The 26,578-nt window shown below is 68.4% G+C and carries 16 protein-coding genes; 5 read left to right on the plus strand and 11 right to left on the minus strand.

Going from position 1 to position 26,578, the window contains the following annotated elements:
- Positions 1 to 149: 149 nt before the first annotated feature.
- From DI605_RS06925 to DI605_RS06935, 3 genes are all read right to left on the minus strand, one after another.
- Complete coding sequence (locus tag DI605_RS06925; protein WP_293971047.1) at positions 150 to 2,249, minus strand: hypothetical protein; 2,100 nt, start codon at positions 2,247 to 2,249, stop codon at positions 150 to 152.
- 77 nt (positions 2,250 to 2,326) lie between these two features.
- A complete protein-coding gene (locus DI605_RS06930; RefSeq protein WP_293971049.1) occupies positions 2,327 to 4,114 on the minus strand; it encodes an amidohydrolase family protein in 1,788 nt (595 codons plus the stop codon).
- A gap of 146 nt (positions 4,115 to 4,260) precedes the next feature.
- Positions 4,261 to 4,992 carry a hypothetical protein gene (locus DI605_RS06935; protein WP_293971052.1) on the minus strand — a complete coding sequence of 244 codons (732 nt, stop codon included), beginning with the start codon at positions 4,990 to 4,992 and terminating at the stop codon, positions 4,261 to 4,263.
- A 97-nt stretch (positions 4,993 to 5,089) separates the two neighbouring features.
- Between DI605_RS06935 and DI605_RS06940 the strand changes: the two genes are divergently transcribed.
- Together DI605_RS06940 and DI605_RS06945 are read left to right on the plus strand one after the other, a co-directional pair.
- On the plus strand, positions 5,090 to 6,448 hold the full coding sequence (locus tag DI605_RS06940) for an aminotransferase class V-fold PLP-dependent enzyme (RefSeq protein WP_293971055.1): 1,359 nt from the start codon (positions 5,090 to 5,092) through the stop codon (positions 6,446 to 6,448).
- Between the two features lie 156 nt (positions 6,449 to 6,604).
- Positions 6,605 to 8,119 carry an ATP-binding protein gene (locus DI605_RS06945; RefSeq protein WP_293971058.1) on the plus strand — a complete coding sequence of 505 codons (1,515 nt, stop codon included), beginning with the start codon at positions 6,605 to 6,607 and terminating at the stop codon, positions 8,117 to 8,119.
- Positions 8,120 to 8,166: 47 nt separating this feature from the next.
- Here the strand turns inward: DI605_RS06945 and DI605_RS06950 are convergent, their stop codons facing one another.
- The 8 genes from DI605_RS06950 to rfbC form a co-directional block, all read right to left on the minus strand.
- Positions 8,167 to 10,497, minus strand: a complete 2,331-nt coding sequence (locus DI605_RS06950; RefSeq protein WP_293971061.1) for a CHASE2 and HATPase_c domain-containing protein — start codon at positions 10,495 to 10,497, stop codon at positions 8,167 to 8,169.
- A gap of 70 nt (positions 10,498 to 10,567) precedes the next feature.
- The gene (locus tag DI605_RS06955; RefSeq protein ID WP_293971064.1) at positions 10,568 to 11,641 is read right to left on the minus strand and encodes a FecR domain-containing protein; all 1,074 of its coding nucleotides are present in this window, start codon (positions 11,639 to 11,641) and stop codon (positions 10,568 to 10,570) included.
- Positions 11,638 to 12,501, minus strand: coding sequence for a response regulator transcription factor (locus tag DI605_RS06960; RefSeq protein ID WP_293971067.1), 864 nt, complete (start codon positions 12,499 to 12,501; stop codon positions 11,638 to 11,640). Before DI605_RS06960 ends, DI605_RS06955 begins: the two co-directional genes overlap by 4 nt.
- A 95-nt stretch (positions 12,502 to 12,596) precedes the next feature.
- Entirely contained in the window at positions 12,597 to 12,779 is a 183-nt protein-coding gene (locus tag DI605_RS06965; RefSeq protein ID WP_293971070.1) for a hypothetical protein, read from the minus strand.
- 114 nt (positions 12,780 to 12,893) lie between these two features.
- Positions 12,894 to 13,766: a glucose-1-phosphate thymidylyltransferase RfbA gene (gene rfbA / locus DI605_RS06970; protein ID WP_293971073.1), complete on the minus strand. Its 873-nt coding sequence runs from the start codon at positions 13,764 to 13,766 to the stop codon at positions 12,894 to 12,896.
- Complete coding sequence (rfbD, locus tag DI605_RS06975; protein WP_293971076.1) at positions 13,763 to 14,656, minus strand: dTDP-4-dehydrorhamnose reductase; 894 nt, start codon at positions 14,654 to 14,656, stop codon at positions 13,763 to 13,765. The genes rfbA and rfbD overlap by 4 nt, the downstream gene beginning before the upstream one ends.
- Positions 14,653 to 15,726: a dTDP-glucose 4,6-dehydratase gene (gene rfbB / locus DI605_RS06980; protein WP_293971079.1), complete on the minus strand. Its 1,074-nt coding sequence runs from the start codon at positions 15,724 to 15,726 to the stop codon at positions 14,653 to 14,655. Before rfbB ends, rfbD begins: the two co-directional genes overlap by 4 nt.
- Entirely contained in the window at positions 15,723 to 16,283 is a 561-nt protein-coding gene (gene rfbC / locus DI605_RS06985; RefSeq protein ID WP_293971081.1) for a dTDP-4-dehydrorhamnose 3,5-epimerase, read from the minus strand. Before rfbC ends, rfbB begins: the two co-directional genes overlap by 4 nt.
- A 114-nt stretch (positions 16,284 to 16,397) precedes the next feature.
- Here rfbC and DI605_RS06990 point away from each other — a divergent pair, with 114 nt between their 5' ends.
- The 3 genes from DI605_RS06990 to DI605_RS07000 all read left to right on the plus strand — a co-directional run bounded on the left by DI605_RS06990 (position 16,398) and on the right by DI605_RS07000 (position 26,558).
- Positions 16,398 to 17,420 carry a phytanoyl-CoA dioxygenase family protein gene (locus tag DI605_RS06990; RefSeq protein ID WP_293971084.1) on the plus strand — a complete coding sequence of 341 codons (1,023 nt, stop codon included), beginning with the start codon at positions 16,398 to 16,400 and terminating at the stop codon, positions 17,418 to 17,420.
- Complete coding sequence (locus tag DI605_RS06995) at positions 17,417 to 19,054, plus strand: beta-3-deoxy-D-manno-oct-2-ulosonic acid transferase (RefSeq protein ID WP_293971087.1); 1,638 nt, start codon at positions 17,417 to 17,419, stop codon at positions 19,052 to 19,054. Before DI605_RS06990 ends, DI605_RS06995 begins: the two co-directional genes overlap by 4 nt.
- A 124-nt stretch (positions 19,055 to 19,178) precedes the next feature.
- Positions 19,179 to 26,558, plus strand: coding sequence for a type I polyketide synthase (locus tag DI605_RS07000; protein WP_293971090.1), 7,380 nt, complete (start codon positions 19,179 to 19,181; stop codon positions 26,556 to 26,558).
- Positions 26,559 to 26,578: the final 20 nt, after the last annotated feature.

A 26,578-nucleotide genomic window follows, 5' to 3' on the forward strand; every position in this document is an offset into this window, starting at 1 on the left:
CAGAGGTCAGGGGTTCGATTCCCCTCAGCTCCACCAGCGGAAATCCTTGATATTGAACTGATCCTTGCCTCACCGAGGTGAGGCATGCCACGGGACCGGGGGCCGCCTCGGGGCGTCCCGATGCGCCTCCCCGGTTGTGCTCCCGACCGTCAGGAGCCGCCGATCCGCCCGATCGTGGCGGGATCGTCATGCCAGCGCACGTAGAGGGCCTTGCCTGCCGGGCGCGGCACCTGGATCGCATTGCCGGGATAGCCATCGGGAATGGCGGCCTCATTCTCGAAGCCGGGCGTGGCGGAAACGCCGGAGATCAGGAACAGATTGTCGCCGCTCAGCTCGCAGGCCGGTGCCGCCGCATCATCGGGGCAGCGCAATTGTCGGATCTGCGGCAGGCGGACGAGCGTGCCGATGGGGATCCAGTCGCCGGCAATGCCATCTCGCACGATCCGTGCCCGCAGCGGGCCGAAAGCGGATGTGCCGAGTGCGGCGGCTGGCTGGATGGTCGCGATCACCACCTGCGGATCCGCGAAGGTGAGCCCGTGCGCCGCCGTGAGGCTGGCCGTGTCGCCGCCGGATCCAGCCTCGATCTCGATCGTTTCCCGCCCCGTAAAGCGCATGCCGCCGGCCGCGCGGAACGAGGCGCGCAGCGTGGCATCGGCCGGCACCTGATCGTCGCTGCCCAGCATGATCGCCACGGGAGCCGTCTGCTGCGGCCGCTGGATGTGGCGCGCTATCACCGTCGCCGCCAGCCGCGCCGGCGGGGGCGGCGCGGCCAGCTCGATCCGCGCGGCATCCATGCCCCGTGGCCCGGCAATCTCGATTGCGCCGCCGCCACGCGGGGCCGCGATGCTGATCCGATCGGGTGCCAGCCGCTTCCACGCGACGGGGGCGCCACCGGCCGAGACGGTGGTGATGCAGGCCGCCGCCCCCCCGGCCAGCTCGATCTGCCCATCGCGCTTCGCGGAATCGGCGGGGGACGCCAGCCGCCAACTGCCAACATGAGCGGGTTGCAGGCTTACGGACGGCCCTTCGAACGGGCGGAAGCCCCACAGACCATGAATCGTCGCCTTCACCGGCGCCGTCAGCCCCGGTGGCACCTTTCCGGCCGCCCGCACGACGAGGCCGCCGCGCTCGACATCCGACGCGGCGGGAAGATCGATCGGCCCGCCGGGGAGATCGATGCGGAGCGCCAGATCATGGGCATAGCGGGTCGCATAGATCAGAGGCGCGCCGCTCACGGGCAGCACGATCTCCTCCGATTGCGCGCAGATGGCGGGATCGGAGCTGGCAATCTCCAGCGGCGGCAGACGCACCGGGGCCACGATCGGCAACGCCGCCACGATCACCGATTTGGGATTGTGGAAGGAAGGCGCGGTATTCAGCACCAGCCGCAGCGCATCGCCATCCGGCGTCGCGAGCGCGGGAATATATTGATATTTGGCGGTGTGCATCGATCCGAACAGGCCAATGATATCGCGCACCGCCGCGATATAGGGGCTGTAATAGCCGAGCCCGCCCTGCGGCGTCGCGCTGATCTGCAACGCGAGATCGACGCCCGGCCCCGCCAGCGCATCGGTGATGGCATTGCTGTGCCCGTCGTTCAGCACCAGCGCATCCTGATTCTGGAGCAGGCAGGCGGCCTGCAATTCGGGCGCCCTGGTGAGGCAATCGGCGTTGATCTTGATCTGCAGGCTGCGCGCCAGCAGCGGCGTGATCCGTTCCAGCCGCTCCGGATCGCCGGGCGCGGGCGTGCGGACGACCGAGAGGAAGGCATCCAGCCGCTGATGATCGAGCGAGGCCTGCGCGAGATCCTGGGTCGCGCGGACGAAGGCGCCCGGCTTGCCCTGCACGGCATTGCGCAGCGTGGGGAAATCCCCGCCCGTTTCCGGCGCGAGGAACAGCACGATCTGTTGCGCGCCCTCGGGCACGATGAGCGAGAGGCCTTTGCGCGCCTTCTTCTTCCAGGTTTCCGATTGGGTGAACCATTTATCCGGCGGCGGATTGGTGGCGCCGCGCAGGAAGGCGGCGACCAGCAGATAATGGGCGGACTGGCTTTCGGGCAGATCGGCACGAACATCGATCCGGTCGCCGGCCGCCAGTTGCGGCACATTGGCGATCGGCAGCGTCTTGCCCTCGTGCGTCACGGTCACGCGCAGCGAAGGCCCCGCCAGATCGAAGGGTGCATTCTCCGCGGGAGCGGCGGTGGAGATCAGGGCCGCGATCGCGGCGGTCAGGCGAAAACGGATAGGCATCGTGCCGGGGAATACGCCGGGCCGCCTGAACCGATCCCTTCCGCCCCGGGCTTCGCGTGCCGCCGTGCGCCGCTTCCTCAGTAGAAGCTCACATTATCGACCATCAGCCAGATCCTGCCGCCGGCCGGCCCGCGCCCGCCAATCTCGATCTGGGTGATGCCGTCCGCCGTCCAGCCCTTCGCCCCATCGGCGCGCTGCTCGGCGCCCGCCGCCCGCAGCGAGGAGAAGGGAATGGTCACCGTCTGCCATGAATCGCCGGCGGGGAGCGGCGCCGAGAAGCTGCCGTCGAGACCGTTGACGCTCAGCCGATAATCGCCGCTGCCGCGTATCTCGAGGCGGATGCCCTGATATTGCCGCAGGTTGACGGGCCGCACCGAGCCCCGCGTCAGGGGAATGGCGACGCCCGCATAAGGCGCGGCCTTGCGCGACATGCGCGCCGACATCGAAAGCGCATGTCCGCCCGCCTCACGCGCGATCACCTCCGAAACCTCGATCGAGCGATCATTGCCGCCATCGGGCGTATCGAGCCTCAGCGTATCGAGGCTGGATCGCCGGTCCGGTCGCTCGAAATCGTCGATGAGCGCGGCGACGGTGGTGGAGGGAAGCCGATCGGTGCGGTTCGCCGCAGGCGGGGCGGGCGCGCCCGCGCCGGAAACGAGCCGGCCGTCGATATAGACCTGCCAGGTCTTGTAGACATCGCCGATCCGATCCCAGGGCGCGCCATCCACCAGCACGATATCGGCGCGCTTGCCGGGCTCGATCGTGCCACGATCCCCATCCACCCGCATCAGCCCGGCGCTGACCGAGGTGCCGGAAAGCAAGGCATCCGATGGCGTGAGCCCCGCCTGGACGAGCAATTCCATCTCGTGCAGCGTGGAGCTGCCATGCGGCGTGCCGGGCATGCCCGCATCGGTGCCCAGCGCGATGCGGACGCCGGCATCGTGCAAAGCCTTCACATTGGCGAAGGCCGTCGCGAAACGCGTCCGCGCGATGGCCAGCCTGGGATCCGCCGGATCGCGCACCGCCTGGCCGGGCTTCACCGGCTCATAGACGGCCAGCGTCGGCGCCATCGCCATGCCGGATTTCCGGATCTGCGCAATCTCATCGGCGGTGAGCCGGCGATCCTGCATGCCATGGGCCAGCGAATCGACACCGGCGCGCGCCGCCTCCAGGCCGCGATCCACCGTCACCGTATGGGTCAGCACCGGCCAGCCCTGCTTGTGCGCCTCCTCGGCGACGGCCTTCAGCGCATCTTCGTTCACGCTGTTATTGTTGGGCATCGTTCCATAGCGCCAGCCATCGTTGAAGACCTTGATGAGATCCGGGCGATAGGGAATCAGGCTTTCGATCGCGGCCCGGCCGCCTTCGGGCGTGGTGATGAGGATCGTCGTCGCATCATCCGCCCAATCGGCGCCATGCCCGCCCGGCGTGCCGATGCGCGCCGCGAACAGCACATGGGGCGATACGAGCTGCGTCAGCCATTCGCGGCGCGGCGCATAGGATTCGGGCTGCTCGTGGAAATCGTTGACCGTGGTGACGCCCAGCCGGACATAATCACTGGCGATCTGCGGCGTCGCCGCCGGCTTGCCCGCCGGCGTCCAGTGGGTGTGCACGTCGAAGAAGCCCGGCAGCAGCGCCTTGCCCTTTGCATCGACGATACGGGCGCCGCGCGGAGGCGCGACCTTCGGCCCGACCGCGAGAATGCGACCATCCTCGATCGTGACCGTCGCCGGATAGGGCGCCTTGCCCGTGCCATCGAACACGGTGGCGCCCACGATCGCGGTGACGCCCCCGGGCGCCGCGCCGGCCGCCGAGGCCGCGGCGATCAGGGCGATAACAGCGGCGGGAAACGACCAGTGGGACATTGTGGGCTCCGGATCATCACGGCAGCGTCACTATGGCCGATGGGCCGCCGCGCGGGCAGCGGGCTCGTGTGCCGTTTTCCGGCTTTTTCCAACGGCAGCCGGCCATTCCACACGGCAATCCCGCATGCCGCGCCCTGATCGCGCGCCTAGAGGAAATTGTTGGGCCAGATCACCGAACGCCACATATGCGCGGCCGGCGATCCATCGAAGCCCAGCCCTTCCTCCGGCTCGCGGAAATGGCGGCCGATGATGTCGGTGAAGATTTCCGGATCGAAGGCCGGCGTATCATCGAAAAAATAGGTGTCGTAGAGCGTCACCAGCCGGGCCGACATGTACCAGCGATGCCCGCGCGCATAATCCGCCTCGCGGCGCACATGTTCGGGCGGCACGAAATCCGGGCCGAAGAAGGCATCGTAGCTGGCGGGATAATCATAGCCCACAGCCTCGTCGGCGAAATAGCGCAGCGGCTGGTGATATTGGACGGCGAAGGCCACTTCGGGATCGACATAGGGCGCGATCATCTGCGCCCCCCAATAGCCATGATCCGATCGGATCAGGCAGCCGTTGGAAATATCGTGCAGCAGGCAGGCGAGCACGATCTTTTCGTCCATGCCCTGATCCAGCGCATGCTTGGCGCTCACCGTCAGATGGCGGATCACGATATCCGAGACGCGCAGGCGCAGGAAATCGACCAGCCTGGGGCGGGCCGGCATGCGGGGCAGCTCCGGATTGTCGCCCATCATGAAAACGTGCGCCTCATCCAGCCGCGCGAACATCTCCGCCTCGGGATCCGGAATGCCGGTGCCCACCCTGCCCACCGGCGCCGGCACGATCATCCGCACCCGGCCAGCCTGCGGAAAGGGATCATCATCACACATCGCCGTTTTCCTTTCTTTTCTCGGCGGGCGGACACTCTAGCAATGGCCGCCTGACTCCCGCAAATACGGGCCGTCTCCTCTCTTCAGGATGCCGCCCATGTCGCCTGCGCCAACGCCGCCCGCGCCCACGCCGCCTGCGCCCAGCCGCCGCCAGTTGCTCAAGTCGGCCGCGATCGGCGGGCCGGCGCTGCTCGCCTCCTCGCAGGCAGCGGCACAGGCGATCGGCGCATCCATCCCCCCTGCAACGCCCGAAACCCCGCTGAAGCCCAATTCGATTCCCGTTTCCGATCTGCCGAAGCATTTCGATGTGGAGCCCGGCTATCACAATCTGGAGGCCGGTTACTGGAGCATGATGCCGCGCATCGTGGCGCAGGCCTATGCGCGCCACACGCTGGACGTGAACCGCGCCAATGCCATCTATGCGCGCAACGTGCTGCCCGGCGGCGCGGGCTGGACGCAGGATGCGCGCGCCGCCAGCGCCGCGATCGCCCGGCAGGTGGGCTGCGGCCCGGATGAGATCGCCGTCACGCGCAGCGGATCCGATGCGCTGCAGATGCTGATCGCCAACTATAAGGGGCTGAAGCCGGGCGATGGCGTGATCCATTGCGATCTGGATTATGATTCCACCATCTGCGCGATGGAATGGCTCGGCACGCACAAGCAGGCGAACGTCGTCCGCTTCGCCATGCCCGAACCCGCGACCACGGCGAACATCCTCGCCGCCTATGATGACGTGCTGAAGCGCACGCCGAAGGCCAAGCTGCTGCTGGTGACGCAGGTTTCCAACCGCACCGGCCTCGTCACGCCCGTGCGCGAGATCGTGGCGATGGCGCGCGCGCGCGGCGTGGATACGATCGTGGACGCCGCCCATGGCATCGCCCTGCTGGATTATCAGATCGATGATCTCGGTGCCGATTTCGTCGGCTGGTCCGTCCACAAATGGACGTCCGCGCCGCTCGGCACGGGAGCGATGTATATCCGCAGGAGCCGGATCGCGGACATCGATATCGCCTTTGAAAATTCGCACATCGATCCCGCCAGCATCAATGCGCGCGTGCCTGCCGGAACGGTCAATTTCCCGGCGGTGCTGGCCATCCCGACAGCGGTGGATTTCCACTTCGCGGTGGGCGCGGCGGCGAAGGAAAAGCATATGCGCGCGCTGCGCAATCGCTGGGTGGATCAGGTGCGCGACCTGAGGAATGTCGAGATCATGGTGCCGGACGATCCCGCCCGCTACGCAACGATCACCGGCTTCCGCCTGAAGGGCATGGATACGGATGCGAAGGCGCAGGCCGTGCAGAAGGCCCTGTTCGAGAAGCACAGGGTGCTGACGATCTGGCGCGCGGGCGTGGCGAAGGGGCCGGTGATCCGCGTGACACCGGGCTTCTACAGCACGCCGGAAGATATGGACGCGCTGGCCAGGGCGCTGCGCGCCGAGCATGCGATGTTCGCGTAAGGCGCGCTCACGCTCCGCAAGCGCCATGCTGCCGCGCATGCGGCGGCGGCGCGGCGACGCCCGACCCCGGCTTTGCCAGAAAACTGTGGATGATTCGGGCCCGGCGCGCCCGACTCACCTTGCGCCCCTCCCCCCTTCCCGCCGACAAGCGGGGCCATGTCCGTCCGCATCGATCTCGGCACCGATCCGGCCGGCGCGTCAGCCCCGATCGATCTGGAAGAGCTGCTCGCCACGCGCCTGCTCGTCCAGGGCAATTCGGGATCGGGCAAATCGCATCTGCTGCGCCGCCTGCTGGAAGAGAGCGCGCCCTGGGTGCAGCAGGTGATCGTCGATCCGGAAGGCGATTTCGTATCGCTGGCGGATCGCTTCGATCATCTCGTGGTGGACGCCGCCGACTATAGCGAGGGCGAGATTGCCGGCATCGCCGCGCGCGTGCGCGAACATCGCGTGTCGATCGTGCTCAATCTGGAAGGGCTGGAGGTGGACGCCCAGCTCCGCTGCGCGGGCGCCTTCCTCAATCGCCTGTTCGATGCCCCGCGCGATCAGTGGTTTCCCGCGATCGTGGTGGTGGATGAGGCGCAACTGTTCGCGCCCGCCGCCGCCGGCGAGGTGGGCGAGGAAGCGCGCCGCCTGAGCCTGGCAGCGATGACCAACCTGATGTGCCGCGGCCGCAAGCGCGGCCTCGCCGGCATCATCGCCACCCAGCGCCTCGCCAAGCTCGCCAAGAACGTCGCGGCCGAGGCCTCCAACTTCCTGATGGGGCGCACCTTCCTCGATATCGACATGGCGCGGGCGGCTGATCTGCTCGGCATGGAGCGCCGCCAGGCCGAACAGATACGCGATCTGGAGCGCGGCCAGTTCCTGGCGCTCGGCCCGGCGCTCGCCCGCCGTCCCTATCTCGTCCGCATCGGGCCGGTGCAGACGGGCACGCGCGGCGGCGGCCCGGCGCTCGCCCCCTTGCCGGAGCGGACCGGCGAGGAGCGCCAGTCGCTGCTGTTCGACATGCTGGAGGAAGAGCCGGTGGCGAAGCCCGCCGCCTCACCGGCCGTGCCGATGGAGATGCTGTTCAAGCCGCGCCCGATGGCGATCGCGGCCATGGCGCCCGCCGAGCCTGCCGGGCCGGACGAGGAGGCCCTCGCCGCGATTTCCGAGGAAGTGATCGGCGAAATGGTGCTGGATGAGGATGCGATGCTGCGCGGCGGCACCGCCCTCTATCAGGATTATGCCCTGCGCTGCCGGATGCGGGGTGCCGCGCGCCCGCCGCTGGCGGCCATTGCCTTCGCACGCGCGCTCGCGCTGGGCCGGGCCGGCATTTCGGCCGCCGACGCGGAGAGCGACTGGGCCGACGCGATCGCGCTTGGCGATCGCCTGCCGGAGGATCTGCTCGGCCTGTTCCTGATGATCGCGCGGGCTGCGCGCGAATCGGCGCCCTGCCCGTCGATCGACGACATGGCGCGCGTCTATGGCACGCAGTCGCTCGGCCGCGTCCGCAGGCTGGTCGGTTATCTCGAAGCGCAGGGCGTGATCGCCACCCGCACCGATTTCCGGGGCCGACGCTCGATCGGCATTCCCGAACTCGGCTGGTCCACGAGCGTGGAACGCGACGGCGCCGCAAGCGGCGGCGGCGGCACGGATCGCGACACCGGGCAGCTGGGCTTCACCACGCACTGAGCCCCTTTCATGATCCGCATGCGCAGCACAGCATGGGGATTCCCCGCTCAGCCGTCCCCCTCCGGCCCTCCCGCCAGCGGCAGGCGCAGCCAGAAGCACGCCCCGCCCGCAGGACGATTCTCGCAGCCCACCGTGCCGCCGTGCCGTTCGATCACCGTCTGCACGAAGGCGAGGCCCAACCCCGCGCCGCTCTGGTTGCGATGGCTGCGATCCTCGGCCGTCCTGAAGCGCTCGAACACGCTGTCGATCAGATCGGGAGCGATGCCCGCCCCCTCATCCTCGATCCGGCAGACGAGCATCGGCCGATCCGCCTCGCCCGGTGGCGAACTGACCGAACAGAAGACTCGGCCATTGTTCGGGCTGTGCTTCACCGCATTGTTGATGAGGTTCACCAGCGCGCGGGTGAGCAGGGCGTGATCGCCCAGCACCAGATGCTCGCGCCCGCCATATTCGGTGCTGATCTCGATCCCGCTCCTGCTGGCGAGCGCCCATTGATCGTCGGCCGCCTCGATCAGCAGCGACGCGAAATCCAGCAGATCCTCCGCATAAGCTGCGGATTCGGCGCGCGCGAGCTGAACATAGGCATCGGCCAGGCCGAGCGTGCGCCGCGCATAGCCGGCGATCCGCGCGCGCGTTTCGCGATCGTCCAGCCCCTGATCCAGCAACGCCAGGATCGATGCCTGGGGCGATCGCATGTCATGGGTGAGAAGCTGGAGCGCCTCCTCCCGCTGGCGCGTGGCGAGGCGGATCGCGCTGATATCCGAAAGCCGCGCGATCCAGCCGACACGCTCGCTCTGCGCCGATTCGAGTGGCGCCACCGCCACAATGAAGATGCTGCCGTCGCGCGCGATCAGTTCCCGCTCGCCCGCATGCGCCAGCGGGACAGGCGGCAGCGGCGTGCGCGACAGGCCATCCAGCAGCGCCTCGATCGTGGGTGCTCCTCCGCCTGCCTGCGCCAGTGCCGCGCCGAACAGATCGTGCGCCGCCTGATTGGCGACGAGCACGCTGCCGTCCATATTCAGCACCAGCGTGGGATCCGGCAGGCTTTGCAGGCTGTCCGAGAAGAATCGCCGGAGATCGCGCACCCGTTCGATCGCGCGCTCCAGCATGTCGGTCTGCTCGGCCACCGGATCGACGAACAGGAACGGATCGCTCTCCAGGCGCGCGGCGCGCGGCAGCACGTCGGGCTCGTCGCCCAGTTCCTTGAGTTCGCTCGACATGAAGGCGCTGGTCGCCGCCAGCCGGCGCCACGCCCAGAGCGGATAGACCACCGCCAGCGCGACGAGGCCACCGGTGGGCGGCAGCCAGAAATCGGCATAGCGCAGCAGCAGCGCGCTCGCCGCCAGCATGCCCGCCATCAGGCTGACGCCGATCACCAGATTCACGCGCGGCGGCAGGCGCAACAGCGCCACGAGCAGGATGGTGAGCGGCAAAAGCGTATAGGCGCCGATCACGACGCCGCTCGCCGGGCGGATCAGATCGTCGTGGATCAGCCCTTGCACGACGTTGCCGAGTATCTCGACGCCCGGCATCGCCGCGGTGCCGCCACTCGCCGGCACCGGATATTGGTCGCCCGATCCGGCGGCCGTATTGCCGACGAGCACGATCCTGTTCCGGAAGAATTCGGGCGGCACCTCGCCATCCAGCACCGCGCGGAACGAAACGGTGGGGAAGCGCCCGCCCAGCGCTCCGATCCGCACGAGCGAGGGGGCACCGATCGTGAAGCGGCCCGGCGGCAGCGCCACTCCGCCCCGCCTTGCAAAGGGCGCCGAGGGCCGCCCGAAAGCCGTTTCGTACAGAGCTTCGGCCAGATGGGGCCAGCGCTGGCCACCCCCGCCCGCGACGAGGCCCGCGCGGCGGACGATCCCGTCATCATCGAAGGTGACGACAGCCTGCGCGGCGCCGCGAATGGCGCGCGCGATCGGCGCCACCGGCCGCTCAGGATCGAAGGCGGCGCCGTTCGCGCCCGGAATATCGAAGGCGACGGGCACCAGAACGCGCCCGCTTTCCTTCATCGCGGCGGCGAGTACTGGATCGTCTCCGCCGGGCTCGACGAACAGCACGTCATAGCCGATCGCGGCCGGGCGGGCCGCCGCCAGCGTGCGGATCAGACTGGCATGGATCGATCGCGGCCAGGGCCAGGCGCCGATCGCGGACAGGCTCGGCTCGTCGATCGCGACGATCGCGACATGCGCGTCCTCCGTCGCCGGGCTGAACCGGCTGAGGCTATCGTAGAGAAGATTGTCGCCGCGCCCGATCAGCCCCACGGCGCTGCCCATCACGACCGTGCCGATGGCGAGGATCGAAACGAACAGCCATTCGAGAAGAAGGCGGCTGCGCACGCCGTTCGCTTCCGCGCCCTCTCGTGCCGACCGCATCGGGCTCATCCTAAAGGCTCATCTCGCCACGTCCAGCCGCCACGCGCGCCCGGGGGCATCGGGGAGAGCGTCAGCCGCCGGCCTTGGGCGTTCCGCCGGCAAGATCCCCCGGAATCGCCAGATGATGATCATAGGGTATGTCGACGGGAAGCCCCTCCAGCCCATGCACGTCGATCGCGGTGGCGCGGATATAATAGGTGCCGTTGGGCAGCGACGGCACGATCGCCTGCGCCGTCTTCGTCGTCGCCTCGGATCTCAGATCCCGGAAATCGGCATCGGACGCCACGACCAGGCGATAAGCGAACGCCTCTTCCGTCTTCTGGAAATTGAAGACGAGCGTACCGTCGCGTCGATGGCCGACCGGGCTCAATATTTCGGGCGGAGGCAGAAGAGCGACCGGCTTGCCGGTGGAATGAACATCCGAACGCGCGCCATAGCCCGCCTCCAGCCCGATGCCGCCATCCTTGCCATCGACGCCGACGGCGCCCTTCAGCACCTCCGCCGTGGCCGCCGCCTGATCTTCCGAATAGGCCACGCGGAAATCGGTGCCGCGCACCGCCGCGACCGAGACGGGCGTGCGGATCTCGAACGATGTGCTGCGATCCCGGCTGGGCGTGACCTGCGATTCGCTGCGCCCCGCCTCCAGCGCCAGCACACGCTCCACGCGATTCGAGATCAGCACCCGGCGCAGCCGCACGATCCTGACTCTGCTGAGCGACGGCAGGGTGACGGCGGTGCCGTCACTCAGCTGAAAGGCGACCGAACTGTTGGCGCCGGTCGCGATGCGGACGCCTTCGCCTACCACCATGCCGACACGCGCCGGCCCCTGGCGGCCGATCGTGACATCACCGCGAAAGGCGATCACGCGCGCGCCCAGCGCCTCGGTGCGCAGCAGCGCCGCCGGAATCGCCAGCGACGTGCCCGGCGCGAGGCGCATCGGATCGCCGATATTGTTGAGGCGCTGCACCCGGGCGGCGGCATCCGCGCTGATCAGATAGGAATCTGCGATGCGGGGGAGCGTATCCCCGGCGCGGACGCGATATTGGAAAGGCGCGTCGGCACTGGCCGCATAGGGCTGCGGCGCCTGGGCGAAAAGCGGCGTCGCCAGCGCGAGCAGAAGGGCAAGCGCGGGCGATAATCTCACCAAGTCTCTCCAGCGGCCGGATCAATCTTCTCCAGCCTGTAGCCATAGCTGTAGACCGGCACCAGCTTGTAACCGAGCGCCGGGCGCAGCCGCAGTTTTTCGCGCACGCGGGACACGTGGACATCCAGCGTGCGCGTCAGCAGATCCGGATCATGCCCCCACACTGCATCCATCATGTAGGAGCGGGACATGGCGCGATCGAGATTGCGGAACAGCAGCAGGCCGAGCTCGAATTCCTTCGGCGTCAGCGCGACCTGTTCGCCACCGATCGAAACCGATCCCGAGCGATGATCGAAGACGTGATTGTCGAAACGCTCGATATCCTTGGCCGGCGCCGGATAGGATCGGCGCAACAGCGCGTTGACGCGAGCGATCAGTTCGCCACCGCGCACCGGCTTGGCCACATAATCGTCCGCACCGGCATCCAGCGCCTGCACGATATCGCCTTCGTCCACCCGGCTCGTGAGGAACAGGATCGGCATCGGCCCATCCAGATGCGCGCGCGCCCAGCGCAACACGTCAATTCCGGCCACCTCGGGCACGTTCCAGTCGAGTATCAGCATGTCGAACGTCTCGCGCTTCAGCCGCGCGAGCAGCGCCTTGCCGTCGGCGAAGCACTGGACGACATGACCCGCCGACTGAAGCGTGGTCATGACATGATCCGCCAGCGCCGCATCATCTTCCAGCACGCCGATACGCATGGGATAGGCCGTGAGCCTCCTCAAAGGGTTCGTCTTGTCGCCACTAGCCCAGTTCGGATCATTCGGATACTCATCCATGGGCGTACCGCCGGCGCGCAGGAGCGCGGCCGCCGCGGGCGAGAACGCCCCGTCGAACGCGTTGCCATTACGATCCTGCATCACCATTCCACCCCTCAAGCACGCGCGACGACGCACTGCCGCGGCGCGGGAGCGTCCTGTTTCGTCGCGAAAAGCCGCGACGGCCGAAATTTCGATCAGTTGCTGGCCAATGTCTCGGCAAGAGCAACGAAGATCATCCAGCAGACCATTCCGCTGGCAGCACAGAAGAGAATGCGGCTCGAACGAGCCCATTTCCCGTCAGCCGACGCATCCAGCTCACCGAGATTCACGAAGAACTCTTTGAAGGTGAGGGCGTCGGCGTAAATCTGTGCGGACATGGATGAATTCCCGGATGACGGGATCATCGATAGGTGAGCGCGCGAAAGCCGACAACAAGACAATCGTAAAGCATTGTTACGCCGGATCAGGTAAACGCTTCGTAATCCCGGCGATTATCCGCGCTCATCGGCCAGGGCAAGCAGATAACGCCCATAGCCCGTCTTGGCATAGGTCTGCCCATGGCGGCGCAGCTGATCGACATCGATGAAGCCCTGCTCGAACGCGATTTCCTCGAGGCAGGCGATCTGCAGACCCTGGCGATGCTGCACCGTGCGAACGAATTCGGACGCTTCCAGCAGGCTGTCATGCGTGCCGGTATCCAGCCAGGCGTCACCGCGCGTAAGCTTTTCCACGTAAAGCTCGCCCATTTCCATGTAGAGCCGGTTGAGATCGGTGATCTCCAGTTCGCCGCGTGCCGATGGCTTGATCGCGCGGGCAAGATCCGTGACGCGCTCGTCATAGAAATAGAGGCCGGTCACGGCATGATGCGACTTGGGATTCTCCGGCTTTTCCTCGATCGAGAGCGCCCGCCCCTCGTCATCCAGTTCCACGACGCCATAAGCCCTGGGATTATCGACCCGATAGGAGAAGACGGTCGCCCCCTTCTCGCGCGAGGCGACACGGCGCAGCCGCTCGCCCAATCCGGCGCCGAAGAAGATATTGTCGCCCAGCACCAGCGCCGCCTTGCCGCCATCGACGAAGGGCGCGCCGATCGTGAAGGCCTGCGCCAGGCCCTCAGGCCGCGGTTGCAGCGCATATTCGATGGCGAGGCCGAACTGCTCGCCACTGCCAAACAGCCGCCGGTAATTGTCGAGATATTCGGGCGAGGAGATGATCAATATCTCGCGGATGCCGGCGAGCATCAGCACCGACATCGGATAATAGATCATCGGCTTGTCGTAAATGGGCAACAACTGCTTGTTGACCGCCAGCGTCGCCGGATGGAGCCGGGTGCCGCTGCCGCCCGCCAGAATGATGCCCTTCATGCCGCCTTCTTCTCCGCCATCAGCGTATCGACGATTTCGTTAACCGCCTCGCGCCAGTCGCGGGGCGTGATGCCATAATCCGCCGCCAGCTTCGCCGTCGAAAGGCGCGAATTGGCGGGACGCCGCGCGGGCGTCGGGAAATCGGCGGTGGTGATCGGCGTCACGGGGGGCTGGGGCGCACCATGCGAGGCCGATCGCGCGATCACGGCCTCGGCCAGATCGTGCCAGCTCGCTTCCCCGGCATTCACGAACTGATAGGTGCCGTGAGCGCCTTCGCCAGCCAGCAGACGATCGAGGATCGCCACGACCGTTGCCGCGATATCCAGTGCGGAGGTCGGGCAGCCATATTGATCCGCAACGACGCGCAGTTCCGGCCGCTCGGCGCCGAGGCGCAGCATCGTCTTGACGAAATTGGCGCCGAACGGGCTCACCACCCACGCCGTGCGCAGGACGACGTGAGCCGGATTGGCACTGCGCACCGCCTGCTCGCCGCCCTCCTTGGATGCGCCATAGACGCCGAGCGGCGCGACCGGATCACTCTCCAGGTAGAAACCGGCCTTCGATCCATCGAACACATAATCGGTCGAGATATGGACGATCGGGATGCCGCGCGCCTTCGTGGCGACCGCCAGCGCCGCCGGGCCGATCGCATTGGCGGACCAGGCGGCCACCACGTCGCTCTCCGCCTTGTCGACGCCGGTATAGGCGCCACTGCTGACCACCGCCGCCCAATCATCCCGCGTCGCGAGGAAGGCCGCGACCGATGCCGGATCGGACAGGTCCATCTCGGCCCGCGACGGCATCACCAGTTCGAACCTGTCGCCGGCGACGGCCCGGAGCGACGTGCCGACCTGCCCCGTCCCGCCCGTCACGAGAATCGCGCCCCTCATACCGAAAGGCCGACGCGCTTCACCGCATTCTTCTCGACAAGCGGGCGCCACCAGGCCTCGTTATCGAGATACCAGGCCACGGTACGGGCGATCCCGCTGTCGAAGCTTTCCTGCGCCTTCCAGCCCAGCTCGCGCTCCAGCTTGGAGGGATCGATCGCATAGCGATGGTCGTGACCGGGGCGATCGGTGACGTAGCCGATCTGCTCCTCATATTTCTTACCGTCGGCCCGCGGACGGACGCGATCCAGTTCGCCGCAAATGCGCTTCACGACATCGATGTTGGTGCGCTCGGCACGCCCGCCGATGATGTAGCTTTCGCCGATCACGCCCTTCTCGAAGACGGTCGTCAACGCGCGCGCATGATCCTCGACGAACAGCCAGTCGCGCACGTTCAGCCCCTTGCCATAGACTGGCAGCGTCTCTCCGGCGAGCGCCTTCAGGATGACGAGCGGGATCAGCTTTTCGGGATAATGATAGGGCCCGTAATTGTTCGAGCAATTGGTGATGATCGCGGGCAGCCCATAGGTATCGTGCCACGCGCGGACGAGATGGTCCGACGAAGCCTTGGACGCCGAATAAGGCGAATGCGGATCGTAGGGCGTTTCTTCGGTGAAATAGCCATCGTCGGCGAGCGTGCCGAACACCTCGTCCGTCGAGATATGATGGAAGCGGAAGACGGCCTTCTCCGCCTCGTCCAGCCCCTTCCAGTAATCGAGCGCGGCCGACAGCATCGAAAAGGTGCCGACGATATTGGTCTGGATGAACTCGGCCGGCCCATCGATCGAGCGATCGACATGGCTTTCGGCCGCCAGATGCGTGATTACCTGCGGGCGGAATTCGGCCAGCGCCTGCGCGATCGCCGCCTGATCGCAGATATCCGCCTGCAGGAAGCGATAGCGGGGGCTGTTCGCGATTGGATCGAGGCTGGCGAGATTGCCCGCATAGGTCAGCTTGTCGACATTCAGCACTTCGTGCGCCGTGTCACGAATCAGATGGCGCACCAGCGCCGAACCGATGAAACCGGCCCCGCCGGTCACGAGGATGCGAAGCGAAACGGGGGCGTCGGTCATGCGTCGATCGGCTCCAGGGGAATGCCATCATAAACGAAGGGACTGTCGAGATCGGCCAGCGTCGGCGCGATCTTGTCCTTGGCGGAAAGAACGGGCTCGCCAGCGAGCGGCCACGGCAGCGCGATGGTCGGATCGTTCCAGATCACGCTGCCTTCCGCGCCGGGCGCGTAGAGCGCGCTGCACTTATATTCCACCTCGGTATCGGGCTCCAGCGTGACGAAGCCGTGGGCGAAGCCGATCGGCACGAACAGCTGCCAGCCATTCTGCGCCGAAAGCTCGGCCCCGACCCACTTGCCCCAGGTGGGCGACCCCCTGCGAACATCGACCGCGACATCCCAGATCCGGCCGCGCACACAGCGAACGAGCTTGTCCTGCCCATGCGGCGGCGCCTGGAAATGCAGCCCGCGTAAGGTGCCCACCTCGGCGGACATCGAATGATTGTCCTGCACGAAGGTGACGGCGATTCCCAACTCGGCATAACGGGCGGCATTGTAGGTTTCGACGAACCATCCGCGCTCATCGCCGAAGCGCTTCGGCTTGATCAACTTAACCGGCATCATGCCCCCTGTGCTGGTGGCAGCGGGCTTAGCGCCGGATTTACGACAAACAAAGCAACAAACATGGTTGACCGCGCCGCACCGCCGCGCGAAGCGCTGCCGTGAGAAACGACCATGTCCGTGCTCCGCCCTCTCCTCTTCCCATGGTGGGCGCTGCAACTGGCGACCGACACCAAGTCGTTCGGCGACAACGGCCTTCTCGGATCGGAGCGGCTCAACGCGCGGGGTCTTCATGTCGCGCGGGTGCGATGGGCCGATAGCATGGCGGCGCGGCGGCGGGCACGGCTCGCACGGTTGATCTCTCCGGCGCACGCGGCCGAATATGCCGGGAACGGCTTCGTCCACATCCCCGATTTCCTGCTCGCCGACGCCTTTGCCCGCCTGCGCGACGAGGCGATGGCCGCGCGATTGCCCGCGCGTGAGATGGTGCAGGGCGACACGATCACGCGCCGCATCGCGCTGGACCCCGAAGCGCTGGCGAGCATCCCGGCCGCCCACATGCTGCTGCGGGATCCGCGCTGGCGCGGACTCAACCGCTATGTCGGCACGTTCGACAGCGAGCCGCTTACCTATATCCAGTCGATCCTCTCGCATCGCCACGCCGCTCCGCCCGATCCGCAGGAGATTCTGCACGCCGATACGTTCCACGCGACGGTGAAGGCCTGGTATTTCCTCACCGATGTCGCGGCCGACGAGGGACCCTTCACCTATGTGCCCGGATCGCACCGGCTGACACCCGCACGCCTGGCCTGGGAGCAAGAACGCAGCGAGCGCGCCGCGCGCGGCGAACTCGATCGGCTGTCGATGCGCGGCTCGCTGCGGATCGACGCGAGCGAACTTGCCGGCCTCGGGCTTCCCGCTCCGCGTGCGCTCGCCGTGCCCGCCAACACGCTGGTGGTGGCCGATACGCATGGCTTCCATGCGCGCGGCGCTTCGGTGCGCCCTTCGACGCGCGTGGAGATCTGGTCCTACGGGCGGCGCAATCCCTTCCTGCCCTGGACGGGCTTCGATCCCGGCAGCCTGCCCGGCATCGCCGAACGGCGCATCCCGCTCTATTGGAAGGCGCTGGACATGCTCGCGCGCTGGAGCCCCCAGGCATGGGCAGATGTCGGGCGCAAGCGGCCAGCCGACGAATGAGCGGCGCACTCCCGCCGCTGCTGCGATCACCTCCCTTCCCCTGGGTGAAGCCCGCCACCGCCGCCGTCAGCACGCAATGCCCGCTTGCCCCCGCCGCGCCCGATCCGGCCCGCGTCGCAAGCCTGATCGGGGCGATCCGGAAGGCGCGCGTGGGCGGCGCATTCTGGCTCCCCCCGGCCGATCCGCTGCCATCGGGAACTCTGCTCGTCCACGCCACGGGAGAAGAACAGGCACACCGCCTGCTCGCGCGGGCAGGGCGAGGGTCGGATGTGGCGCTCTGCGCGCCACCTGGCGCGAAATCGTGGGACGTGCCGGTGGCGCGGATCCTTCCGAACGCGGTGGATCCCTGGAGCCTGCTCCGCCCAGGCATCACACTGGCCAGCGAGGATGAGGAATGGCGGCTGATCGCGCGGATCGCGGGCGCGGCCATCGCGGGCGATCCGCCATCGGAAACGGCACTGGCAGATGCCTTGCTCGGCCGGGTCGCCTATCGCGATCCCTTCACCCGCAAGGCCGCGAACGCCGAAGATGCCGTGGCCCTGCTCGACCAGTGGCGCGCTCGATTCGACGCCCATCGCGCGATCGGCGCCTGCGCGGGCATGGCGTGGTGGAAGAAGGATCGCATCGGCCAGTTCCTCTGGGCCGGGCGCGATCGCCCGCTCGCCTTCGCGGACGATGCGAAGAGCGGTGTGGCGGCCGCCGCCGCCAGTGGCGGCGCTCTCGCCGTCTGGCCATCGCGGGTGACGCCCGCCCTGCTGGCCGAGGCGGATGCCGCCGGCGTGCCGATCGTGCGGATCGAAGACGGCTTCATCCGATCGGTCGGCCTGGGCGCGAACCTCCTGCCCCCCTTCTCGATCGTCGCCGACGCGGGCGGGCTGTATTACGATCCCGGCCCGGAGAGCGACCTGGAGCGGTTGCTACAGACGGCCGACATGACACCCGACCTGCTGGCGCGCGCGGACCGGCTCGCGCGGCTGATCGTGGCGCGCGGCATCAGCAAATATGGCAGCGCCCCGCCCGCGCCGGCCCCGCCCCGCACCCGGCGCACCGTGCTCGTCACCGGCCAGGTGGAGGATGATCTTTCGGTGAGGAAGGCGGGCGGCGATGTCGCCGGCAATCTCGATCTGCTGCGCCGCGCCCGCGCCGCCGAGCCCGACGCGCTGATCCTGTTCAAGCCCCATCCCGATGTGGATGCGGGCCATCGCGTCGGCCGCGTGGCCGATGCCGATGCCCTCGCCTTCGCCGATCAGGTGGTCCGCTCCGAGGCCACGCAGAGCCTGCTTGCCCGCGTCGATGCCGTCCACGTCCTCACCTCGCTCGTCGGGTTCGAGGCGCTCATGCGGGGGCTGGAGACGCATGTGCATGGCAGCCCCTTCTATGCCGGCTGGGGCCTCACCCACGATCACGGCCCGCCCCTGCCCCGCCGCACGCGGACAAGGACCATCGCCGAACTCGTGGCGGCAACGCTGATTCTTTATCCGCTTTATCAGGATCCGGTGACCGGCCTGCCCTGCTCCCCCGAAATCCTGCTCGATCGTTTCGCCGCCGGATGGAAACCGAAGCCCAGTCCGATCGTGTTCGCGCGCCGGCTTCAGGGACGGATTTACAAACTGTTCGGACGCGCGACGAGTTGAGCGTGACTATGCTGCACCGCAGCGACAGTGGTTTTCCTGCGCCTTGCCGCGTGATAAGGCTCCGCTATAGCGTGTCCGTCTTATTGTTGATCGGGCCCATCGGGGCCTCGACGGAGCTTCGAGTTTGAACAGATCGCGTCACGATTTCGCCGTCCTGGGGGAGGACGACGAGGCCAGCCGGAACGGGGCGATCGCCATTATCGGCGCATCCTGCCGGCTTCCCGGTGCGCCCGATCTGGATTCCTTCTGGCAATTGCTGATCGACGGCCGCGATGCCGTGACCGAAGTTCCGGATGATCGGTGGAACAAGGCGCAATTGCTCCATCCGGAAAAGGGCCATCGCGGCAAGGCCTATACATTCGCGTCCGGTACGCTGGGCGACGTATCGGGCTTCGATCCCGCCTTTTTCGGCATCTCCCCGCGCGAGGCGACGCAGATGGATCCCCAGCAGCGCCTGCTGCTGGAGCTGACCTACGAGGCGATCGAGGATGCCGGGCTCGATACGGGCCAGCTCGCCGGCCGCAATATCGGCGTGTTCGTCGGCGGCTCTTCCTGGGATTATCTCAATCTCAACGTGGCGGACGTTTCCACCACCGATCCTTATTCGATGATCGGCGTCACGCTTTCGATCCTGTCGAACCGAATCTCCTATGTGTTCGATCTGCATGGGCCGAGCTTCACGGTCGATACCGCCTGCTCCTCCTCGCTCGTGGCGCTGCATCAGGCCTGCGAGGCGATCCGCGGTGGACAGATCGAGGCGGCGATGGTCGGCGGCGTCAGCCTGCTGCTCGCCCCCCAGAGCTTCGTCGGTTTCTGTGCGGCATCGATGCTCTCGCCCAAGGGGCGCTGCCATGCCTTCGGCGCCGATGCGGACGGCTATGTCCGCTCCGAAGGCGGCGGGATCGTGATCCTGAAGCCGCTGGCGGATGCACTGGCGGCGGGCGATCCGATCCGCGCCGTGATCCGTGGAACGGGCGTCAATTCGGACGGGCGGACGACCGGCCTTTCGCTGCCGAACCGGGATGCGCAGGCCGCGCTCCTGCACCAGGTATATGGGCGGTTCGGCATCGATCCGGAGCGGCTTTCCTATCTGGAAGCGCACGGCACGGGCACGCTCGCCGGCGATCCGATCGAGGCCGGCGCACTCGGCAGCGTGCTGGGCAGGAAGCGCGCGCATCCGCTGCCGATCGGTTCGGTGAAGACCAATATCGGCCATCTCGAAGCCGGCAGCGGCATGGCGGGCCTGCTGAAGGCGATGCTCGTCGCCGAGCGTGGCGCCATTCCCCGCTCGCTGCACAGCGACACGCCCAATCCGAACATCGATTTCGACGATCTCAACCTGCGCCTGGCCCATCAGCTGGAGCCGCTGCCGGAAGGCCGGCGGATGGTGGGCATCAACAGTTTCGGCTTCGGTGGCACCAATGCCCATGCCGTGCTGGAATCGGGCTTCGAAACGCACACGGACGGGCAGACCGGGACTGTATCCGCTCCGCTGCCGCCGCTGCTCCTGTCCGCCCGCTCTGACGCCGCCCTCTCGGCACTCGCGGCCGAATGGCGCGATCGGATCCGCGCCACGGCGAATGATCGCCCCGCGCTCGCCGCTCTCCTGCATGGGGCCGCGCGCCATCGCAGCCAGCATGGACGCCGCCTCGTCGCGCTCGGGGCGGAGGCCGCCGAGCTGGACGCGGCCCTCTCCGCGCAGGTGGAGGAGCGCGCCCACAGCCGGCTGATTACCAACAAGGCCGTGTCGGGCAGGATCGCGCTGGTCTTTTCCGGCAATGGCAGCCAGTGGGCCGGCATGGCGGCGGATGCGATGGCGGGCAGCCCCGCCTTCCGCTCCGCGCTGGAAATGGTCGACGCGGCGCTGCGCCCCCACCTCGGCTGGTCCGTGATCGAGGCGCTGGAGGCTGGCGACGCTGATCGCCTGCGCAATACCGATGCCGCCCAGCCCCTGCTGTTCGCGGTGCAGGTTTCGCTCACGATCGCCCTGCGCGATTATGGCGTGGAGGCCGAGGCCGCGATGGGCCATTCGGTGGGCGAGGTCGCCGCCGCCTGGGCCAGCGGCGCGCTGGATCTGGATGGAGCCGCGCGCGTGATCGCCGCGCGCAGCCGCGCCCAGCAGGCGCGCCATGGCATCGGCGCGATGGCCGTGCTGGGCTTCGGCGCCGAAGAGGCCGCCAGGATATTGGCCGAAGCTGGCTTCGACACGAAGGGCATCGAGATCGCCGCGCACAATAGCGGCACCGCGATCACGGTCGCCGGCCCGATCGAGGCGATCGACGCGCTGGGAGAAGAGAGCAAGGAGCGCGGCTGGCGCTTCACCCGGCTCGATCTCGATTATGCCTTCCACAGCGCCGCGATGGATCCGATCGAGGCGGCAATCCGCGCCGACCTCGCCGATCTGGCGCCCGGCGCCTGCAATATTCCCTTCATCTCCACCGTCGCCGGCCACGCCATCGACGGCGAAGCGCTCGGCGCCGATTATTGGTGGCGCAACGTGCGCGCGCCCGTCCTTTTCGCGGAAGCCGCGAAGCGGATGGTTGAAAATGGCTACCGCATCTTCATCGAGGTCGGCCCGCATCCGGTGGTGCAGGCTTATCTGAACGATGCGCTGCGCTCCGCCGATCGGGAAGGCCGCGTGGTGCCGACGCTCTCGCGCCGCCCGGTGAAGCAGGATCCGATCGCGGCGATCGCCGCGCGCGTTCATGCCGCCGGCGGCGATATTCGCGATGGCGCGCTTTTCCCGGCCGCCCCCGTGGCCGAACTGCGCTCGCTTCCCCGCTATCCGTGGCAGCGCGAGCGTTTCTGGGTGCCGCGCACCTCCGAATCCACAGATCCCGCCACCGTGCCCTACGATCATCCCCTGCTGGGCCAGCGCGTCGGCCCGCAGCCGCTGGAATGGGTGCGCCATCTCGGCCTGGAGCAGATGCCGTGGCTGGCCGATCATGCGGTTGGCGGGGCGCCGGTCATGCCGGCGGCGGCGATGCTCGATCTTGCGCTCGCCGCCGCGCGCCAGCGCAAGCCTGGTGCCGCCGCGCTGGAACTGCTGGAGGTGGAGATCGGCCGCGCGCTGGTGCTGGAGCCGCATGTGATGCGCGAGCTGCGGCTGCGCATCGGTGGGGCGACCGGCGAGTTCGAGCTGGCCTCGCGCCCGCGCCTCACCGAGGAGCCGTGGACGATCCATATGTCCGGCCGGATGGTGGAAAGCGATTCCACCGCCGTCTCCGGCACCGCGCCGGCATCCGATGTGCCCACCTCGGCGCGCGTGCCCGCCACCAGCCTCTATGCGCTCGCAGCGCGTCTCGGCCTCGATTACGGCCCCGCCTTCCAGGTGGTCGAATATATCGACATTGCCGGCGATGATGCGGCGACCGTGCGCTTCGCCGACGCCGCCAATCTCGGCCCCGGCTTCCTGCTCGCGCCCAATCTGCTCGATGGCGCGCTGCAGGGCCTGCTCGCCCTCGCCGCAGGCCGGCTGGGCGAGGATATGGGCGTGCTGCCGTGGCGCTTCGGCCGGGTCCGCCTGCTGGCGCCGGACGGCGCCATTCCCGTTGCCGCGCGCCTCGCCGTCACCCGCGTCGGCCCGCGCTCCGTGCGCGCGGATGTCGCGCTGGTCGATGCGGCCGGCCTCACCATCGCCGAACTGGCGGATTGCTGGTTCGTGCGCGTCGCGATGGGCCGGGGCCTGCGCGGCGACGAGCAATATTTCCACCCCGCGCTCGTCGCCAGCGCGCTTGCCGGCGGGCCGGCCGCGACCGGCCATCTCGCGCCCGCCGCCATTGCGGGGCCCGTCACCGAGCCCGCGATCGAGGAGGCCCGCCTGCTGGCGGACGCCTTCGCCTCCGCCATCGCCGCCGAAACGCTGCGCACGCTGATGCCCGCGGGCCATGGCCGCCTGCTGCCGCAGGAACTGTTCCGCACCGGCCGCGTCTCGCCGATGAGCCGCCCGCAATTCGATCAGCTGCTCCGCTGGCTCGCCACGGATGGCCTCGCCGAACTGGCCAGCGATGGATCGTGGAGCTTCGCGACACAGGATCTGCCGCCCTCCGACGCGATCCTGCGCACGCTGCTTTACGATGCGCCGCTTGCCGTGGCCGATGTCGCCCTGCTGGCGCTGGCCGGCGAACGGGTGTCGGCGATCCTGCGCGAGGGGCCGGGCGCGGCACCCGCATTGCCGCCCGCGCTATGGGATCAGTTTCTCGGCCAATCGCCTTCGGGCGAGGCCGCGATCGAGGCGCTCGTCGCGGCCGTTTCCCGCGCCGCCGAGGCGCGCGCGCAGGGTCGCCCCTTCCGCATCCTCGAAGTGGGTGCGCGGCGGGGCCGCCTGTCGCGCGAACTGCTGCGTCGTCTGGGCGATCCGGATATCCGCCTCGTCGCCGCGACCGGGCCGGACGATCTGCCGGCGTTGGCCGAGGCGCTCGCCAGCGATCCCCGTGCGAGCGCCGTCGCCTGGGCACCGGGCGAGACGCTGGACGCCGGCCCGTTCGATCTCGTCACCGGCCTTCACGCGCTCAGCCTTGCCGATGATGGCGGCGCGAATATCGGCGGCCTTGCCGTTCCCCTCGCCCCCGGCGGCCTGATCCTGCTGGCGGAGCCCGGCGTGAACCGCGTGTGGCCGCTGCTCCGCCCCTTCCTCGCGCCGCCGAGCGACCCGACCCGCTGGACGGGCCTGCTCGCCCGCGCCGGTTTTGCGGGGCTTCAGGCGCGCCCGATCCCGGGCGGGCTGTGGCCGATGGAACTGATCGCCGGCCAGCTGGCGGAAGCGGACGCCGCCGCCCCGGCATCGGGCCGCGCCGTCAGCCTGCTCGCTGTAAGCGGCGACGCGCTGGCCGATGCCATCGCGTCCCACCCCGCCCTGACCGCCACGCGTGGCGGCCTGGACGATGTCGCGATCACGACCGCGCCGATCGCGATCGTGCTGGGCACGGATACGCCTCCACCGCCCGATCGCCTCGCGCTGATCGCTTCGCTCGCCGCTCTCCCGATCGATGCGCGCCACGATATCACGCTGATCGTCTCCGGCCTGGCCGAGGGCGATCCCGCGACGGCCGCGCTGATGGGCGCGCGCCGCGTGCTTGCGAATGAGGCCGCGCACGTTCGCCTGCGCCTGATCCGGCTCGATCCGTCCCTGCCGCCTGCCGATGCGGCCGCGCATGCCGCCGCCGAACTTGCCGCGCCGGACGAGGAGGACGAGATCGCCTGGACGCCGCGCGGCCGCATCGTCGCCCGCGTTCGCACCGGGCTTCCGGCGGCCGCAGGTGGCACCGAACGGGATACACTCCGCCTCGCCATCCAGCGCCCCGGCCTGCTCGATTCGCTCGGCTGGGCCGACGCGCAGGTGGCTGCGCCCGGCGCGAACGAGGTCGCGATCAAGGTGAAGGCCGCCGGCCTCAATTTCCGCGATGTCATGTGGTCGATGGGCCTGCTGCCCGATGAGGCGCTGCTGGATGGTTTCGCAGGCCCTACGCTGGGCCTGGAATGCGCCGGCATCATCACCGCCGTGGGCGAGGGCGTTACCGCCTTCGCGCCCGGCGATCGCGTGATGGCCTTCGCACCCGCTTCGCTTTCCACGCGCACCGTCACGGCCGCCCATGCCGTGATGCGCATGCCGGCAGGGCTGGATTTCACCGCCGCCGCGACCGTGCCGGTCGCCTTCCTCACCGTTGCTTATTCGGTCGGCCATCTCGCGCGGCTCGCCCCCGGCGAGACGATCCTGATCCATGGTGGCGCCGGCGGCGTCGGCCTCGCCGCCATCCAATATGCACTCCATCGCGGCGCGCGCGTCTTCGCCACGGCGGGCTCGCCGGCCAAGCGCGCCCTGCTCGAGAATCTCGGTGTGGAGGCGGTGCTCGACAGCCGCTCGCTCAGCTTCGCCGATGATGTGATGCGCCTCACGGGCGGCGCGGGCGTGGATGTCGTGCTCAATTCGCTGGCGGGCGAGGCGATGCGCCGCAGCCTTGGCCTCGTGAAGCCATTCGGCCGGTTCCTCGAACTCGGCAAGCGCGACTTCTACGAGAATAGCAGCATCGGGCTTCGGCCTTTCCGCCACAATGTCAGCTATTTCGGCATCGATGCCGATCAGCTTCCGTTGAAGCAGCCGCGCCTCGCCGCCCAGATCTTCGACGAGATTGCGGATCTCTTCGCGGAGGGCGCGCTGCGCCCGCTGCCGCATCGCACGTTCGACTATGCCGATGCCGAAGGCGCCTTCCGCCTGATGCAGAGTGCCGGCCATATCGGCAAGATCATCCTGGCGCCTGGCCCCGTGCCGCCGAAGCGGATCGCCGCGGCCCGGGCCTTCGTGGCCGGCCCCGGCGCCTATGTCGTGACCGGGGGCCTCGATGGCTTCGGCCGGGAGGCGGCGCGCTGGCTTGCCCGCAACGGCGCTCGCAAGCTCGCCCTTCTCTCCCGGCGCGGCCCGGCGGTGGAGGGCGCCGACGCGCTCGTCACCGAATTCGCCGGCGCGGGAATCACGGCGAAGGCCTATGCGGTCGACATTTCGAACGAGGCGGCACTGGCCGCCGCGCTGGCCGAGGTCCGCGCCGATCTCGGGCCGATTTCGGGCGTGATCCATGCCGCCGTCGTCATGGACGATGCGTTGCTGGGCGGGCTGGATGCGGGCCGCTTCGCCCGCGCGCTCGCGCCCAAGCTCACGGGCGCCGACGCGCTCGACCGGCTCACGCGCGCGGATCCGGTCGATCTGTTCCTGCTCTTCTCCTCGGTCACCACGCCGCTCGGCAATCCGGGCCAGGGCAATTATGTCGCCGCCAACGCCGCGATCGAGGCGGTGGCCGAACGACGCCATGCGGCGGGTCTTCCGGGCCTAGCCGTCCAGTGGGGGCCGATCGGCGACGCCGGTTATCTTTCCCGTGAGACGCAGGTGAGCGAAATGCTCACCAAGCAGCTCGGCGGCGCGCACCTTTCGGCACAGGAGGCGCTGGATCGCATTCCGGCGCTGCTCGCCTCGGGCCTGCCCGTCGCGGGCGTCGCCACGGTGCGCTGGGGCGCGATGAAGGCCCGCCTGCCGCTCATCGCCTCGCCGCTCTTTTCGAATATGGCGCTGTCCGCCGTCGACGAAGGGGGTGAGGTGGATCTGGCCGCACTGCTCGCGGATCTCAGCCCGGAGGAAGCGCGCGAGCGCGTGACCGGCCTGCTGATCGAGGAGGTCGCGCGGATCATGAAGCTTGCGCCGGATCGGGTGGAAGCGCAGCGCCCGCTGGCCGAACTGGGCATGGACAGCCTGATGGCGGTGGAGTTGCGGCTCGCCGTGGAGCAGCGCTTCGGCCTCTCCATCCCGCTGCTCGCCCTTTCCGAAGGCGCGACGCTCGCGGCGATGGCCGGCCGGATCATCCGTGGCCTTGGCGGTGAGGGCGACGCCGCGCCCGCCGACGAGAAGGCAAAGCTCATGGAGCGGCTCGCCCTGCACGAAGGCGGCGCCATCCCGGCGGCGGAAGCGATCCCGGCGGCCGAACCGGGCATGGCCGCGGCCGCGGCGGTGGCCCCCTGAGCAAACCCGTTTCCGCGACC

It is taken from the genome of Sphingomonas sp., from assembly GCF_003248515.1.
Taxonomy (GTDB): domain Bacteria; phylum Pseudomonadota; class Alphaproteobacteria; order Sphingomonadales; family Sphingomonadaceae; genus Sphingomonas_I.